General features: G+C 38.2%; 7 protein-coding genes. 2 read left to right on the forward strand and 5 right to left on the reverse strand.

What is annotated here, in order from left to right:
* Position 1 precedes the first annotated feature (1 nt).
* The 5 genes from BUA60_RS00070 to BUA60_RS00090 all read right to left on the reverse strand — a co-directional run bounded on the left by BUA60_RS00070 (position 2) and on the right by BUA60_RS00090 (position 12781).
* Positions 2-2875 (reverse strand): glycoside hydrolase family 38 N-terminal domain-containing protein, encoded by a 2874-nt coding sequence (locus BUA60_RS00070; RefSeq protein WP_084532429.1) that lies wholly within the window; start codon positions 2873-2875, stop codon positions 2-4.
* A 261-nt stretch (positions 2876-3136) separates the two neighbouring features.
* Positions 3137-4609: a RagB/SusD family nutrient uptake outer membrane protein gene (locus BUA60_RS00075; protein ID WP_084532430.1), complete on the reverse strand. Its 1473-nt coding sequence runs from the start codon at positions 4607-4609 to the stop codon at positions 3137-3139.
* A 14-nt stretch (positions 4610-4623) separates the two neighbouring features.
* Positions 4624-7803 carry a SusC/RagA family TonB-linked outer membrane protein gene (locus BUA60_RS00080; RefSeq protein ID WP_084532431.1) on the reverse strand — a complete coding sequence of 1060 codons (3180 nt, stop codon included), beginning with the start codon at positions 7801-7803 and terminating at the stop codon, positions 4624-4626.
* Positions 7804-7996: 193 nt separating this feature from the next.
* Positions 7997-11611, reverse strand: coding sequence for a glycoside hydrolase family 38 N-terminal domain-containing protein (locus tag BUA60_RS00085; protein WP_084532432.1), 3615 nt, complete (start codon positions 11609-11611; stop codon positions 7997-7999).
* A gap of 147 nt (positions 11612-11758) precedes the next feature.
* Complete coding sequence (locus BUA60_RS00090; protein ID WP_072859741.1) at positions 11759-12781, reverse strand: LacI family DNA-binding transcriptional regulator; 1023 nt, start codon at positions 12779-12781, stop codon at positions 11759-11761.
* Positions 12782-13546: 765 nt separating this feature from the next.
* On the opposite strand from BUA60_RS00090, the gene BUA60_RS00095 reads away from it, so the two are divergent.
* Positions 13547-15319, forward strand: a complete 1773-nt coding sequence (locus BUA60_RS00095; RefSeq protein ID WP_072859742.1) for a class I mannose-6-phosphate isomerase — start codon at positions 13547-13549, stop codon at positions 15317-15319.
* Between the two features lie 4 nt (positions 15320-15323).
* Positions 15324-18566, forward strand: coding sequence for a GH92 family glycosyl hydrolase (locus BUA60_RS00100; RefSeq protein ID WP_072860773.1), 3243 nt, complete (start codon positions 15324-15326; stop codon positions 18564-18566).

Genomic DNA, 18566 nt, shown 5'->3' on the forward strand with positions numbered 1-18566 from the left:
GTTATTCGGAGAAGATTAGTTTATATGTGTCAATGGCATTATGGCCTATATTCAACTTAAATTCTTTCCCCGATGAAGGCAATTTACTTTCTTCCTCCTCTATTAAATTCGTTTTGATCAACTGCTGAAAAGGCACTGCCAATTCTATAGTAGGCTCTTTATCTTTCCCTTCCATTTCTACCAGCCGTAAGATTACATCATTGTTTTTCTCACTCTTTTTAATAGTACTGATGCGTACCATTCGATCCGAAACATTGAAAAAACTCATTTCTTGAGCCAGGTCTCCGTTGGTGTTGGAATTAGGCTTCAATACCGTTCTTAAGGGATGGTTAGAAGCTGTTCCAAACTGGAAAGAGGTACTTTCATCTTTCTTGTGAGATGCTATAGAAAACTTAAAATGATGGTCACCAGTCTGATGATACCAGTTTCCTTCTCCGTGACAACTTTTATGTGAAGCCATCAAAATCCCTTGCAGAACGGTATAATCCACTGCTTCTCTTGTAGGGTCTATCCAATCGGCCAAAGCTACATCGGTAGCCATGGTTACGGCAAAATCTTCATTCTCGGCCGCGATAAAGTTCATCACTTCACGTGGGTGTATTGTTACGGGCTTTTGATCGTAGGTTCCGCCCCATGCCCAACCCCCCGGGGCATTCTTCATTTCGGTTTTTCCTACTTCAGCTATTGCTAAAGGCACCTCATATTTAATCTTGGAATCCTCCATGTTCAGTGGCACTGCAAACCTAAACTCCCTATTGTGTGTACCATCCCAATTCAAGAAATCTATAAAGAAATCTATTTTTTTCTCCTGATGGAATACCCGAATTCTCTGGGCTACCGTAGATACGTGCTTAAACTTTGCCTTATTTTCGTATTCAGTATACACTGCGCCATCGGCCACTATTTCCCAATTACCATTATGGTTGCTCATCTTGTCATAATCCTCCATATTGGGTTCGGTCATTTGGGTAAATTCCCCGGCACCGTTGCCATTATACCCCATTGCTAAAATATCACCGCCCGAAAAACGCGTAGTATTCAGTATTTCCGATCCCAGTTTATGATCAAATAAATAACTAATTCCTCCTTTTCCGAGGTGCATGGTATAATAGTCATTTGTCAAGGAATTTGGTGCTACCGACTTGTTGACCTTAGGATTCTTTTTTCCTTTCCTTAAATAAAAGGTTTTATATCCCAAGGAAGGAATCTCAGCTGCATAGAATTGTATTTCGTCCTTATTCCCGGTACTTGTCTGGGAAGGAACCACATTCCCCTTATCATCTACAACATAATATAAAGTTGCGTTGTTTATTTTAGCAGTAGCCAATCCACTTCGCTTCCAAGAAAGATCGTTATACACTACAATCCCATTAGATTTATTTGTTTTTATTTTTTCAGCAATGGAATTTAGCGATGCCTGTAATAGTTCATCGGCCTCATCGGCGGCAAACTCCAATTTAGCCTTAAAAATACTATCGGTAATGTGACCGTTTTTTCCTCCCCATCCGTGATCTGGATAAATAGATTCTTCAAACGCCTTTGATAATCGTTGTGTTGGATATTGATCAAAACTTTTGTTTAGCAATGCATCCACAGTGCCAAAAATTTCCGCTGAAGGTAGAATCCTACCCGCCTTTCTCGAAGCTGTTATAGCCTTGTGATGCCCTGGGCCGTGTATATAGGCCCAAATATTGGGGCGATCTCCCTCCAGGTTCTCAAACTTGGCTCCCGGTTGTTTAATTTCTGAAAGGAAGCTGGTTACCGTAGAATGTCTTAAAGTAGGTATATTGGCCCCTGTCTTGGCTACAATTTCATTCCATTCCTTCACTACATGGCCATAATCTACAGGACCCGAAGCGTCGTTGCTCAGTACTATTGCAAAATGCGGGGGCAAATTGTGTTTTTTATAATAATTGCTCCACATTTTAACCCTATTTTGGATTTTGTGCAGGGCCTCGATAGCATCTTCCTCAAATAGCTTATAAAACATGGCGGCCCAACCATAATTTCCTGGAGTATATGTAAGTACTGAAGAACCGTCCGGTGAATACCAATCATAAAAACCTTCCCTCATTCTGGACACGAAAAGGTTATCTACACCAGATTTCGCCAAAATTTGGGGAAACTGAAGGGTCCTTCCTGGTACGTCTGTATTAAAGGCGGTTTCTTCCTCGACCCCATCAAAATTTTCTTTGATCCAGAGCTTACCGAAATACATTTCCCTAATGAGCTGTTCGCCCATCTGCATACCTTCATAAGGCTGGTTGTATGTTGCTCCCCAGGTAAACCTGCCTTCCTTGTAACGTTCTATTACCTCATTTTTTCTTTCTGGATGTGCTTCAACGAACTCCTTTAAATTCAAGGCTTGTTCCATTCCAAAATAGTAATCCTTGTCAGATTTCATTATGTCCAACGCAGGGGCAATTATCTCGTTAACCCTTTCATGCATACAATATTCCGGGGTATCCATCCAGGCTATATCCTGATGGGAGGAAGAAATTATATGGAAAGTACCTTCCTTGAAATAACCCCAGTCCGAGGTAACTAAAGGGGTAAAGAGTTGTTCCTGGTTTAATTTCCTATTTCTGGCCGTGATTTCTATCATTTCCGGCTCTCCAATTACAGGTAGCCAAACCCATGCCTTTCCATCTTTCTGTTCAACTTTCAGAGTCCTTCCGCTTTCAAAAACTATAGTCTTATAGGAATTGGAGTTCTCACCGGTAAGATATGCTTTGGCCATCAGATTATTATCCGAGTCCACATACTCATATGGCTTTACATATTGGATTGCCAAGGTTCGCTGTCCTTGGGCCGTAAGTACAAAGGAAGATCCTGTGAACAAACAAAAAACAAATAATTGCAAATACTTCTTCATTCTCAATAATTGATTAAATTAAATAAACTAGCAGCGTACCAATATCATTCGTTCACCACCTATATAATTTTCGACTTTCTTCTTAATATATTAAACTTTAATTTCTATTTATTTGTTTTTAATACATCTTTAATAACAAGGCAATTACTTCGATCCCATCATGTATTATGAGTAAACAAGGATGGCCGTTGTAATAACCACCCTTGTTCTATAAAACTAACTCAACTAACTCACAATAAAACCATTAACCCTTACTCCTATCTAATCGCCCAAATTTGGGTTAAGCACTACTTCGTTCTGAGGTATGGGGAAATACAGGTTGTCAACAGTGAATGTACTTCCATTAGGCAGGGTACTACCAACTAAGTCCGTAAAACCGCCTCCATTAAAAACCTTTCCTGTTCTTCTTTGATCAAACCATATTAACCCAGCTTCTGCAGGGAATTCCCAAAAACGTTGTTTCCATACTTCTTCCCTAAACTCTTCTTTGCTTAGACCAGAAACTTCTGCCAATCCTGCTCTGCGACGGATTGAATTTACTGCATCATAAGCCAATACATCAGCCGAAGATGCCTCATTTTGGGCCTCGGCATAAATCAGCAATATGTCTGCATATCTTATCAATGGAACATTTTTACTGGACAATCCGTTTGAATTTCTAAATTCTTGATAAAAATATTTGTATACCGAATTATTAAAAGTAACACCATCAAACTCATTGAAAAAGAATCCTTGGTTTTGTCCTCTTAAATCCGCTGCGTCATAAGTATCGATAAAATCAACCTCTGGCTCCATACCTCCAAAATGTAAGCTTTGATTGGTAATCTCTTCTCCTCCTAAGGGTGTGAAATAGGTGGAAATGGAAGATGCAATAGATCCTCCTTCATATTGCACCATGAATATATTTTCACCGGTATTATCAAAAGCCGGATTGTTTAATTTATCAAACCAGGTCAATGAACCATCGGATTCGAACAAATTATACCAATCCGCGGTAATTACTTCAGAGGCCTTGTCCCGTGCAAGTGCATATTTGTCTGTTTGATTTAGAGGGTTTCCGGCCATGGTTAAATATACCTTTGCTAGCAAGGATTTCACTGCACCATTGGTAACTCTCCCACTAGTAGACGTGTTGGGCAAACCAGCGCTTTCAGCAAATAGTAAGTCCGGAAGAATTACGGTTTCGTAAACTTCCTGTACGCTAGATTTTGGCAAGGTTCCATCTTCCAATGAGGTTGAAGGGACAATATTTAACGGGATATCTCCGAATAATTGAACCAGTTCAAAATAGTAATACGCTCTCAAAAAATGGGCTTCTCCCAATAAAGCCTTGGAAATTGTTGGCGTCAATTCAGTATCTGTGATTGCCGGAATGGAAGCAATAGCAATATTTGCAGCCTCTATTCCAGAATAGTATGTACTCCAGAATGATGATGCGCTGGAGTTGCTTGAACTATATATTAATTTATAAGCATCCTCCATATCTGTATCTTGAGTCCCAATGGCAGGCTTCATTGCCCCCGTACTAACTTCTAAAATGGAGAAAACCATCTTTGCATAACCCGATTTATTATAGGGTGCCCTCAAAAAGGCATATATTCCATTTACGGACTGTTCAGCGTCCACTAGTGATGTTCCTACAGTTGTTTTTTGAGATCTTGGAACCTCGTCCAAGAAATCTTCGCAAGAGAAAAATATGCAACAAACAATTATTAATATCTTATATTTTATCATGACTTTTAAATTATTTATAAGGTTATGTTAATTCCCATATTCATGGTTAAGGCTTTCGGGTAACCATTTAACTCAATACCCTCGGTAAACTGACCTCCAAAGGAACTTACTTCGGGATCATAACCATGATAATCCGTGATTATGAAAAAGTTTTGCAGGTTAAAATAGATTCTAGCGCCCTTTAAATTGAGGACATCCAGTACAGAAGAATCAAAATTATAGGAAAGACTTAAATTTTGTCCTCTAATAAAACTACCATCAAAAACTTGGCCTGAGTCCGCTCCATCAAATTTGGTAATGTTTTTCCTGACCCTTGGATACATGGTGTTTTGATTATCTGGAGTCCAGGCTTGATCAAAAAACTTTTTATAGGTGTTACCATAGCCCATGCGGTCTACAAAAAGAATTATAGAGTGATCCAATATATCATTGCCCTGACTAATACGAATATCCACACTCAAATCCCAATTCTTATAAGAAAAGGTATTTCCAATGTTCATTGTGTAATCCGGAAGGCCACTGCCAATAATCTGTTGATCTTCAAAATTTAATAAACCATCATTATTCTTGTCCTCTAACTTTATATCGCCCGGTATTCTACCGTATTCTGCCGCTTCTGCAGCTTCATTGGTACCCCAAGTACCTAGACGATTATATCCCCAGAATGACCCTGCAGCTTCTCCTACACGAAAAACTTGCTGATTCCACCAGATAGGCGCAGTAAAAATATCATTATCCTCTGTTCCAAGAGAAAGTATTTCATTTACGTTTTTGGTAAAATTGATGGAACTGCTCCATGAAAAATTATCAGTTCTAATGTTGGTGCTGCTTAAAAGCAATTCGATACCGCTATTCTTTATAGATCCCGCGTTTGAAAGTATTGAGGAGTACCCCGTAAACCGCGCAATAGGAACGTTGAACAGCAGGTCCTTGGTTGTTCTAGAATAATAATCGGCAGTAAGATTGATTCTATTGAAAAGTCCAAAATCCAATCCAACGTTTACTTCTTCCGTTTTTTCCCATTTAAGATTTTCATTTCCAATAGACCCTTGAGAAGTTCCAATTACCCTTTCATTGTTAAACACAACGTTCTGAACTCCAGGGCTGGCAATCCGTGCATAATTACCTATACCATCATTACCCGTAAACCCATAGGTTGTTCTAAGCTTAAGGTCACTAATCGCTTCTGAATCCTCGAGAAAAGCTTCATTGGAAATTTTCCAAGCTAAAGCGGCTGAAGGAAAAAAGGAATACTTATTATTTTCCCCAAATCGGGAAGAACCATCATAGCGCCCGGTAGCCGTAAGAAGATATCTATCTTTAAAACTGTAGTTTAATCTTCCAAAATAGGAATCTGTAGTATACCTATTGAAAAAACTGTTTACAACAGGTTCGGCAGTTCCTTGGGCTACATTATAAAAACCAAAAAATTCATCAAAATCCTGAGCAAGTAAACTTGATCCAAATTGCTCATTTTCCTGTCTAGCTGTACCCAAAACTACACCTAAAACATTGTTGCCATCTAATTCGGGGTTAAATGTCAAGGTGTTTTCCAAAAGTGATTGACTGGAATTTTCATTGGACAAGGCAGCCGAAGTTCTATTTACAAAGGTATCCAAGCGACTGGCTACAGACCTTCTACCTTCCAAATTATAATCTTGTAAAGAATAGGAAGTTCTTAATTTAAGATTATCCGTGAAATCGATTTCGGTAAAAATATTGCGTGTAACTTGCCTTCTAAAAGATATCTGGTCCAAGGAACTCAATCTATCTTTTGGGGTGGCCCCATACCATATATCCCAACCGCCAGAATCATTTTTTAAATCATCGGCATTTACCAAGGTTCCATCTTCATATCTTGTTGGGTAGATAGGTAAGTAAAATAAGGTAGCCATAGTAATATTATCGGCACCGATTCTCCAGTTGTCAACAATATTGGTTTTCGTATCGCTGTATGCCAATGCTCCTCCAATTTTCAACCAGTCATTAATTTGAAAGTCGCCGTTAAACCGCATGGTGTTTTTCTTGAAATAAGTGTTTAACAAGACACCTTCATCATCCTGAGTACCTGCCGAAAGGGAAACGTTATAATTTTCTCCCCCTCCCCTAACGTTCGCAAAATACTGCTTGGAAAAACCGGTTCTGGTTGATTCATCCAGCCAATTGGTGTCATATCTAGGCGCTCCTAAACGAGTTCCATCATCAGTAAACAATCTCGGGTATGTACCAGGGTAATCAGCTACAAATGACCCATCACCGGCACCCAATGCTCGCTGATCTTCATCAAGTCTTACTTTTAAGTCTTTCCAATAATCGGTACTGTTAAGTACTTCGGGCTTATTGGTAATTCTTGATACTTGAAGGTTGGAGGTGATATCTACTGTCATCCTGCCCGATTTACCTTTCTTTGTAGTAACGATAATAACACCATTTGCTCCTCGGGATCCGTAAATAGCTGTGGCCGAGGCATCTTTGAGTACAGTTATATTTTCAATATCATTAGTGTTGACCAATGCTATGTCCACACCTATTATACCATCAATAACATACAATGGTTCATTGGTAGCGTTTAATGATCCTTTACCACGGATGGTAACTCTCATCTCTCCGCCTGGTCTACCTGAACTATTATAGATATCCAACCCTGCCACTTGACCTTGTAGGTTATCCAAGGGATTAATAGAAATCCTTTCTTGGATCTTTTCAGCGCCTATGGTGGCAACCGCCCCAGTAAGGTCAGACTTTTTAGATGAACCATAACCAATTACAACAACCTCATCCAAGTTTGAAGAGCTTTCCTCCAATACTACGGCAATACTTGTTTTTCCACTTACATTAATCTCCTGCCCGGCATACCCAAGATAGGAGACAACCAATATGGCGCTTTCTGAGGATAACGTTATAGCAAAATTACCATCAAAATCGGCCTGGGTTCCGTTAACCGTACCTTTTTCAATAATACTGGCACCAGCCAATGGAGTGCCATTTGTATCCTTTATTGTTCCGGTAACACTAAATCCCTGAACAATCTCCTTTTCATTAAATAATGCGTCATTCTTTAATTCTAAATCTGCATGTCCATAATTCAACAACATAGTAGATTCTTCAGCTTTTACCTTAGGGGCGACACATACAAATGCCAAGGCAAAGAGCGGACAAATTCCCTTTTTTAGGGCTTTAAACATTTTTTTCATAATTCACATTTTGGTTTTAGTTACTGTTTTTCAATTCTTTAATAACTGTTGCGTCTCAGATATTAATATGGTGATTCACTTTTGTCAGGGTGGTGCACCTTTCTTTGCTATTTCAGCTTTCATATTAATCACATTTTAGTTAAACTAAATCGGTTTAGTTATTTAATTATATATTAAAAATTGATCACTCACTCTACTTCAATTCTAAACTGAATGTCTCAATAGCGTACTTGCCCACTTTTAATTGAGGTAAAACCTCTTCCGGATACTCTTCTATAATATTGGTCTTATTATAGGTTTTAATATCAAAATAGGATGACATGTTGACCTTCTCTTCTGTATCTTTTACATTGTACATTCGGGCAATTACATTATCGTTATCCTCAGCCTTCTTTATAGTGGTTATTAAAACGTTGTCCGAATCAATTTCATAAAAACTATTTGTTTCCGGTAAGAATGCGTCTCTCGCAGTATCTGGGTAGACCACAACATGTAAGGGTTCATTTTTCTGTTTTGCAATTTTTTGCCCCATTATACTTCCTGCTTTATTGGATGTAAGTACATTGGTAAAATCGTGATTACCAGCTTGGGAATACTCGTTCCCTTCCCAATGGCAGGACGTTCTGCTTGCCAACAATAAATGTTGCAAAACAGATTGATCGGAATTGTGGTCAGTAGGGTCTATCCAATCTGCAGCTGCTACCGATGAACTTAGGGTAATGGCAAGATCATCATCCGTAGCCGAGATCCAATCGATAATTGATCTCGGATGCACATCTTTGCAAAGCGGGGTATAACGTTCCCCTGCTGTTTTAATTTCGTCCTTACCCACGCGTACACTACCAAAGGGAACTTCATGTGCAATTTCGGGGTTCTCCATATTTACAGCAAATGCAGTTCTAAATTCCCTGTACAATTCCCCGGACCAGTTGCGTAAACTGGTATCAAAATAAACCCGTTTTAAATTGTGGTAAAGCGTTACATCTTGCCTAACAATAGCGTGCAAAATCTGCTGTTCCAATCTGTATTTTGTGTACACCGGGCCGTTTTCCAAAATTTTCCACTCAGGTTTATGTAGACTAACCTTGTCAAAATCTACCATACTGGGTTGTTGCACATCTCCAAATTCCCCAGCACCATTTCCAACAGATTCCATGGTAAAAACATCGCCCACCTTAAAATTATCATTTAAGAACAGTTCTCTTTGAAACTCCTTATCATATACCTGGGCTATCCCTCCATTCTCGAAGCTAAGCCTATAAAATACATTTTCATATGTGCTAAGATTCCCATTAACGGAGTCATTACTAGTTTTACCCATTATATCATCAAAAACATAATATGTTGCATAACCAATAGAAGGTATATCTTCCGCAACAAAGGTAATATTGGCACTTTTTAAGCTACCATCATTGTAATAAGTGGGGCTGCTCATCTGCACATCCACCTTTTTCTTGCCGGCGGTCATTACCCCTACATTCTGAAACTGACCCTTTACAAAGTCTACCTTAGTGGTAACAGGATCTGTTCTCTTCCAGGAGAGGCTGTTGAAAAGTACTATGGGTATTCCCAGTTTTTCATCTTTCTTAATACGACGTGAAATAAAATTGGTTCCTTTGTTTAGCAGGTCTTGACCCATGGTTCTCGATTTTACCAAATTTTCTTTAAACAAATTATCGGTAATATCACCATCATGACCTCCCCAGCCATGATCAGGATAAATCTTGGCTTGCCATGCCTCATCAAGTTCAGCAAAAGGATATTGCATCTTTTGAGGTTCCAAAATATTGGCAATTGAAAGAAACTTCTCCGCTGCGGGAAGTAATTTTGATGCCTCCCTACTTGCCGTTAGGGCATCATGATGACCAGGGCCATGGATATAAACCCAAACATTGGGGCGTTCGCCCATTATAGTATCAATATTAATGGCTTTTTTTTCTGCTAAAGGCATAAACTCATCTACAGTCTTCAATTCCATTTTAGGCAAAAACAGCTCTTTGTTAGAACCATCTTCATCAACAATTGAATCAAAATTGTTCCACTTTTCAATAAAATCAGAATAATCAATTGCCGGTAACATATCTTGACTGGACAATAAAGGCGTCTGAATTTCCCCACCCTTAAAAGTATCTTCCCAGTACAAGGTTTGATCAGCGGCGTATTTTAATTTATTGTTCATATCCCTTGAGAGATATAATAAATCATTCCCGTAATGTCCGGGAGAATAGGTAAACACAGAGCTTCCATCCGGACTGGCCCAGTGAAACATACCTTTGGCATGACGACTTATAACCATATAATCTACCCCTGCTTTTTTAAGGATTTGAGGGGTTTGTAACGATTTACCGGGCACATCTACATTCCAGTATACCTTGGAATCATAGCCTCCAAAATTCTTTTTGACCCACTTTTTGCCCAAGTACAATTGGCGGACCTGGTCTTCGGCATCGTACATATCTTCATAAGGACAATTATAGGTAGCTCCTACCGAGATTAAATTTCTTTTCAATAAGGTGGTTAATTGTTCTTTTGATTCCGGATGTCGCTCTATGTATTCGCGAAGCATGAGCCCGTCTTCAATGTCAAATCCGTAATCATCCCTAATAAATGCATCTTTTAATACGGGAGTCAGTAACAAGGTATCCCTTAAAATAATACACACTTCTGGACGATCTACCCAGGCAATATCCTGATGGCTCGAATTCATTATAGAAACCAAACCATCTTCATATTTTTTTTCAAAAAAATCATCAAAAGTCTCATTAAATTCAGGCTTATACAATTTGGTAAATGAGGCATACCAGCTATCTCCACTAAAATTCGTTTGATGATGAAGCAGATAATTACCTACAATATCGGTTGTTGAAATTTTTCCATCCCCATTTTCAAATAGAATATTCAATTCAGCGTCATCATAAACTATTGAAAAATCCTTTCTGGGAGCTGGAATATTAAAAGACACTTTGGAGAGTTCCCCCTGTACTTTAAAAGTTTTAACTTTACTTTTCTTACCGTCACTTATGGCATATACCTTTTTACCCTCAAAAAAACGTGGTGCATCTACATACAATACCCCATTTTGTTCCTTAATGTTAAAGGCCGCTTCGCTCTTAATAGATTCCTTAATTCTATTGACCGCATCGGCTGCCTTAAAAATCATGACCCAACAGTTGGAATTCTTTTTATGACCGTTAAATTTAATTTTGGCACTTTCACCTTTTTTTAGCCAAGAAGTGGGGACGGTTAAACGAAATGCTCCAATACCATCACCATTGGCATCCCTACTCACCAAAATGAATTGGGCTTTACCCTTTCCAGGGTTTTCCGTTACGGACAAGCTGCCATCCTCATTGGTCTTAAAGGTCAATAAATGTTTATCATTTACATTAACGTCAAATGACTCATGTAAATTAAGGTCTATATCGCTCAGCATAAAAAAAGTAACCATATCGTCCTTATAATCTAAAGGGACTTGTCCGGTAAGAAACTCAAAGCCCATTTGTCCTGTAGTTGCCCTAGCAATCATGGAAACATTTACATCTTCTCGAATTGAGGGGTACAAAAAGAATTCCGAACCAGAAAGCATTTTACTATAACCTTCAATATCATTTTTGGCAATACTATATAAATTGTGATTTGTATTTAGTTCTTGAATATGGCCATTACCATTACCCTTGTGGAAAGGCATACTTTCCAAATTACCAGGGGTGTTCTTTCCTGCGGAGGTATATGCATGCACAGAAGCCAACATAAGGAATAAACAACTACTTAAAACAACTTTTGTTACAAGTACAATTTGACGTTTCATTATTTTGCTTTACGATATTAAAAATGTTACTCTTAATTCCTACCTAGTTTGCAGGATATTGATATTCAGGTTTTAACTACTACAGTCCATCATAACTAAATCGGTTTAGTTATGTGGCTTTAAAAAATGATTAGTTAATTTCTAGTATTAAAATGTCCCACACGATTTTCTTATTTCCAATTTGGAATCTAGTATTCTAGTATTGTCTATACTCTCTTTCATTCCCTCAATTTCATTTATTAATATTTCCACTGCAATGTTACTAATATCCTTTACTGGTTGAATAACCGAAGTAATAGGTGGATCGACTAAATCAAAGGCGCTTAATTCGTCAAAACTAACAATGGCTACTTCCTGAGGTACTTTTACATTGAACCTTTTAAGCTCTCGCAAACCAACAGATGTTAGATAGTGTGTTGAAAACACAATTGAATCTACTGAATTGGGAAACTTTATTAGCTCACTTACTGCCAATTTTATTTCATCCTCATAATTTACAGGGCTTAACTCCTTTATAAGTTCCTTCTTAAATTCTATATCAAAATCTTTCAACGCATTTTCATACCCCAGCATCCTTTGCCTTATTGCCTCCAAACCTGGCTTCAGGGTAATAAACCCAATTTTTTGCCTCCCCAATTTCAATAAATGTTCTGTGACAGTTTTTGATCCGTTATAATTATCTACAATTACATAATTGGTCTCACTTTCAGGATAATGCCTATCAATCAATACGAAAGGAAATTTATCTTCCTTCAATGACTCAATTTCTTTCAGATTCCGTTGCGTTGAGGCTATAATTAATCCTTCAACCTGCCGGTTGAGCATTGACCGAATCAATTCTGACTCTTTCTTTGGATCCTCACTTGAGCTACTAAAAAGAACAGTATACCCAAGACTTTTTGCTTTCAACTCAACATAACCGGCTATTTTAGAATAAAAGGAATCCGAAATATTAGGAATAATCAACCCTATGGTTTCACTTTTCCCTCTACTTAAACCACGTGCGAGTTGGTTTGGAACATAATTGTGCTTCTTGGCATAATCGATAATTTTTTTCTGAGTTTCCTGACTGATTTTGTTTTCATCCCCTTTGTTATTCAATACCAACGATACTGCCGTTTTGGAAACATTCAGTTTTTTTGCAATATCCTTTAAGAAAACCTTCTTCATATCGAACAACAATTAAATCGGTTTAGTCACTGCCGCTAAACCATATTATTTAACCACCTCTATTTAACCGTTACAAGCCATTCTTGCAATGGTTTTAATTAATACCAGCAACTAAATACTAATCGTTACTAATTAACTAAAGCGGTTTAGGAATTTCAATATTACATATTTATTTTTACAAAATAAAATTTTACAGCTAATTATTTTGTGATATAATCATTATTAGTGCTTCAAACTACAAAATTATTAATGAATGCCCTATAATATTATCTATATTACAGGTCAAAGGGAAAGATTTTAAATGCCACATATTATATTATTTATAAGGATCTGAGAACGATAATCGTGATAAGTCAAACCCTTTAAGCTCAGAAAAACATAATTTCCAAATAATATATATCGAAAAGTAAATGGTTAGCAGCTCATTATACCGTGAGCAGTTCAAAAAATTAATATATCTATTAAAAGGCAATACTTACCTAAATCATTGTTGCATATTCAAATACTGTTAAAATACCAGAACGAATGACTTTCCTTATGGGATGCCGACAAAACCATTGTAGGTTTAAGATATATGGTATGAGTTTATTCTGAAAAACAAATAGCGTGGAAGATGCCTATAAGTTAACAACTCCCCTTAGGTGGGGATCAGTTAAAAACTTCTTGTAAAAAACATACTTTTAAGACAAAACAATCATATGTCCATACATATATACATAATATTTGTTATATTAGCAAAAAATCACATTGTCCAAATACCATAAAATGAAAAGAAATACCAGTCAGTTATTAATCCCTATAGAGAAAGAGACCCAAAGTATAGAATCTTATGATATTTATCCAGCTTTTCCCTTAAAAGATGGAATAATTGAGGCTGGCTATGAGAGCCTTGCCAAAGTCATCTCAAAGGAAAAAGTAGTTATTCTTGATGGATACATAGGCGTAGATTGGGATGAGGTCAGCTCCACCTTGAAAAATCTTATTGAGAGTATGGGGTTTAAAATTAAAATGGTTAATGTCAATAATTTCTTGAAAGATGAAAGCGAAATTCAAAAAATGGTACTTCCTTTCTTAAGGGATTCCGATTCCATATTTGGCTACAGAACCACCCTTACCCTTTGCGACTATTTTGACCAGGCAAAAATTGACGGTATTAAAATCTCACAAGATTACGATATGACCATTATCTATGGCACGGGAGCGAGCCAAACCAAGATAAAGGGCCACTTGGTATATTTTGATCTGCCTAAAAATGAACTTCAGTATAGAATGCGTTCAAGTTCTATTAGCAATTTAGGCATTACAATTTGGAATACTCCAAAACACATGTACAAACAGTTTTATTTTGTGGATTGGATTATTCTCAATAGTGAAAAGAAAAGATTACTGCCTAAAATGGATATTATCGTAGATCAACAAAGACCAGGTAATCCGACGTGGACTACCGGCTCTGCAGTTCGGGGAAGCCTATCCGAAATGGCTACCCATTATTTTAGGGTACGACCATGGTTTGAGCCCGGAGTTTGGGGCGGTCAATGGATGAAAGAACGATTCAAAGGACTTAATCCCGATGTCCCCAATTACGCTTGGTCTTTTGAAATGATAGTACCTGAAAACGGACTTCTTCTGGAAAATAGTAACAAACTTTTGGAAGTTTCTTTTGATATGCTCATGTTCCAGGAGCGTGACAATGTCTTAGGAAAGGCGGCACAACGTTTTCAGGATGAATTCCCGATACGTTTTGATTTTCTGGACACATTTGATGGTGGAAACCTATCGGTTCAATGTCATCCCAAACCAGATTATATAAAAAAGGAATTCGGTGAAAACTTCACCCAGGATGAGACTTATTATATTATGGACGCAACTGAAGATGCCGATGTTTATCTCGGTTTTCAGGACAACATTAATTCACAGGAATTTAAACAAGCTCTGGAACATAGTTTTAAAACTAAAGAAGTGTTGGATGTAGAAAAATATATCCAAAAGCTTCCGGCCAAAAAACACGACCTTTTTCTAATTCCCCATGGCACCGTACATTGTTCCGGAATAAACAACATGGTACTTGAAATAAGTGCTACCCCCTATATTTTTACTTTTAAGATGTATGACTGGCAACGCATGGATTTGGATGGCGAACCCCGCCCAATGAACATTGACCATGCCTTCAAAAACCTAAACTTTGACAGAAAGGGGAGCAATGTCCAAGAAACATTAGTTTCTAAACCTTATGTGGAAAGCAGTGGCCCGGGATGGAGAAAAATACACCTTCCCACGCACCCTGACCATTTCTATGATATCTACCGTTATGAATTTGATAGTGAAATAACTATAAACACTAACGACCACTGTCACATATTAATGTTGGTTGAAGGCAAGTCAATTGAACTAATTCCCAATGATTATCCTGCCCAAACTTTTCAATATGCAGAAACTTTTGCAGTACCGGCAGCCGCCAACCAATATCGTTTAAAAAACAAAATGGAAGGTACGGCCAAAGTGATCGTTTCCTTTGTTAAAGATGAAGCTGTTAAATAAGACTATGAAAAAAAATACCATACTTACGACTATTGCAATGGTAACCACCATTATTTCATGCCACGCCCAAAAAGCAATTATATGGAAAATTGGGGAGTCCGATAATAATAGTGCAGAATTTGCATTGTCCCAAGGAGAATACCAAAAGTTCCTAGAACACGACTTTGGCTGGGAAGATAAATATTTCCTAATAGGCAATTCAGTAGAGCAAAAGGATTTTCCCTTTGTTTTGCCAGGTGCAATTGACTACTGGGGTGGCACATCCGGTCTGGCAGGGATACGACCACATGAAATCAATATATTATTTGGTATTGCTACCAAACCCAAAACAGATGATTGGCAATTAATTGTGGACATCTTGGATTGTAATCCAGAGAATCCTCCGTATTTAAAAGTAACATTCAATGGAAAATCTTGGAAGTTTAAATTGGAAAATGGTCTCAATCCGGAAGCCCTTAAAGGTGCCATTTCCAATACCAAAGAACAAAAAATAAGCATTCCGATTCCATCTGATCTAATTAATAAAGGGGGAAACCATGTTCAATTGACCATTTTGGAAGGAAGTTGGTTAGTTTTTGACCAAGTTCGTCTTGAAGGATCAGCGAAGGCCAGCCTATTGGAATCAAAAAATGCATTTGTTAGAAACATTGCTCCTGCCAATTATGAATTGGATATAAAAGGAAAACGATACCAACCCTTATTATTGGATGTAGAACACCTTAAAGCCAACCCCAAAATAGAGGTAATGTTGGACGGACAGCCGATCTTCGAGGAGATGGTAGAGCATGGTAGAAATATATACGAAGTACCGATGCCCGCTGTGAGCAAGATAAAAAAGAGCAGTTATACAATTTATATAAACGGAGAAGAAGTAGTTAGGGGAACCATTCCAAGAGCGCCACAAGAACTTAATCAGCTCTCAGACTATGTTGACACCAAGATAGGAACAGGGCATTCAAGATGGATGATCGCACCCGGCCCATGGATGCCCTTTGGGATGGTAAAAATAAGTCCCGATAACCAAAATGGAGGATGGCAAGCAGGATACCAACCTTCCTTCGAAAGTGTAGGAACGTTCAGCCATATTCACGAATGGACTATGGCGGGATTGGGGACCATGCCCACTAATGGCCCCTTAATTACCGAAATAGGAAATCCTGAAGATCCGGATTCCGGTTATCGCTCACGTATTGACAAAAGTTCAGAACAGGCTCCATTGGGGTACTATTCAGTTTTATTAAGTGACTACAATATTAAAGCAGAACTAACGGCCACCACCCGTGCTAGTTTTCAACGTTATACTTATCCGAAAAACGAACCCAATTCACGTATACTGGTAGATTTACAAATACCTTCCGAATACTCCTACCAATTAGAGGAAGTTTATTTTAAAAAGATAAACGACCATAAAATAGTAGGGTATAGCAAACAGGTATCTCCTTCGGTATGGGGTGAAGGATATTATAGAAAACAATTTGTTGAAGATGGAGATAAGCCTAAAGAATGGGATGATATCGCACAAGAATACACCGTTCATTTTGTTATGGAATTTGACCAACCTATCAAAAAATTTGGTGTTTGGACAGACGGACAGGCAAAAGGAAACCAAGATACTACTACCTTAGATAATGTTGACCAACTAATCCTTACGAACCCGGATGATGTGGTTGGATTTGTTGAATTTGACACCAAAGACAATCAAGTTGTACAGACAAGAACGGCCATTTCTTATGTAAGTATGGACAACGCCATACTCAATTTGGAGGAAGAAATCGCACAACCATTTGGATGGAGTTTTAATAAGGTTCGCGAAAATCAAGAAAAAGCTTGGAACGAATTATTTGCAAGGGTCGTAATCACCTCTAATGACAGATTGGCAAAGACAAAGTTCTATTCCAATATGTATCGTGCCTTGGTTAGCAGAAATATCTTTAGTGATGTTGATGGAAGCTGGGTAGATGCAGAGGAGCACATTCAAAAAATAACCGATCCAAATGGCGTAGCCCTAGGATGTGACGCCTTTTGGAATACGTTTTGGAACCTCAATCAATTTTGGAATTTGGCAACCCCGGATTGGTCCTCAAAATGGGTAAATTCTCAATTGGCAATGTATGATGCCAATGGCTGGTTGGCCAAAGGACCAGCGGGTATGGAATATATTCCTGTAATGGTGGCCGAACATGAAATTCCCCTTATTGTAGGGGCATACCAAATGGGGGTTGGTAATATCGATGCCGAAAAAGCTTTTGAGGCCGTTTATAAAATGCAAACTACTACAGGTCAAAAGGTAGGCAATGGTTATGCCGGAAATAGGGATTTGGTACCTTACTTGAAATATAAATACGTCCCCTATAACAAAGGGCGTTTTTCAAATACGCTTGAATACTCCTTTGATGACTTTGCCGTTTCACAGTTGGCCAAGGCTTTGGGTAAGGATAAAGAATATAGCGAATTTATAAAAAGAGGGTATTGGTGGAAAAATGCCATCAATCCGGAAAATGGTTTTGCCCATTTACGGCATTCCAATGGTTCCTGGTATCCCGATTTTGACCCTATCAAAACTGCCGGTAACTTCCAATTTGTTGAAGGTAATGCCTGGCAGTTAACTTTTTTTGTCCCACAAGATGTTCCCGCATTGGCATCCATAATTGGGGAAGAAGAATTCGCGGAACGCTTGGATGGTGGTTTCAAAGTAAGTAGTCCTTGGAGATATAATGCACCTAATGAGATGTATTGGGATTTTCCGGTTACCCAAGGAAACCAACAATCAATGCATTTTTCATTTTTGTTCAATTGGGTGAAAAAGCCTTGGCTAACCCAAAAATGGAGCAGGGATATAATGGATAGATACTATGGCCATGGTATATCAAATGCCTATTTGGGTGATGAGGACCAAGGACAAATGAGCGCTTGGTTTCTCATGTCGGCAATAGGTCTATTCCAAACAGATGGCGGTACAAGGACCCAACCAATATATGAAATTGGAAGCCCACTATACGAGAAAATTGAGATCGACTTGGGAAATCAATACAATAGGGGAAAAACCTTTGTCATAGAGGCAAAAAACACCTCCTTCCAAAATAAATATGTACAGAATGCAACTTTGAATGGGAAAAAATTATCGAATTTCTGGTTTCCTGCCAGCGAATTATTAAAAGGAGGTAAGCTAGAATTAGAAATGGGACCGGAACCTAACAAAAGTTGGGGAGTAAAGGCATTACCCCCTTCAACGTCCAATTCAAAATAA

Source organism: Arenibacter palladensis, from assembly GCF_900129275.1.
Taxonomy (GTDB): Bacteria; Bacteroidota; Bacteroidia; order Flavobacteriales; family Flavobacteriaceae; genus Arenibacter; species Arenibacter palladensis.

Bases quoted from the DNA above. Each gene is read 5' to 3' on its own strand.
- BUA60_RS00100 (WP_072860773.1), top strand. From the start codon at position 15,324: ATGAAAAAAAATACCATACTTACGACTATTGCAATGGTAACCACCATT.
- BUA60_RS00080 (WP_084532431.1), bottom strand. From the start codon at position 7,803: ATGAAAAAAATGTTTAAAGCCCTAAAAAAGGGAATTTGTCCGCTCTTT.
- BUA60_RS00070 (WP_084532429.1), bottom strand. From the start codon at position 2,875: ATGAAGAAGTATTTGCAATTATTTGTTTTTTGTTTGTTCACAGGATCT.
- BUA60_RS00095 (WP_072859742.1), top strand. From the start codon at position 13,547: ATGAAAAGAAATACCAGTCAGTTATTAATCCCTATAGAGAAAGAGACC.
- BUA60_RS00085 (WP_084532432.1), bottom strand. From the start codon at position 11,611: ATGAAACGTCAAATTGTACTTGTAACAAAAGTTGTTTTAAGTAGTTGT.
- BUA60_RS00090 (WP_072859741.1), bottom strand. From the start codon at position 12,781: ATGAAGAAGGTTTTCTTAAAGGATATTGCAAAAAAACTGAATGTTTCC.
- BUA60_RS00075 (WP_084532430.1), bottom strand. From the start codon at position 4,609: ATGATAAAATATAAGATATTAATAATTGTTTGTTGCATATTTTTCTCT.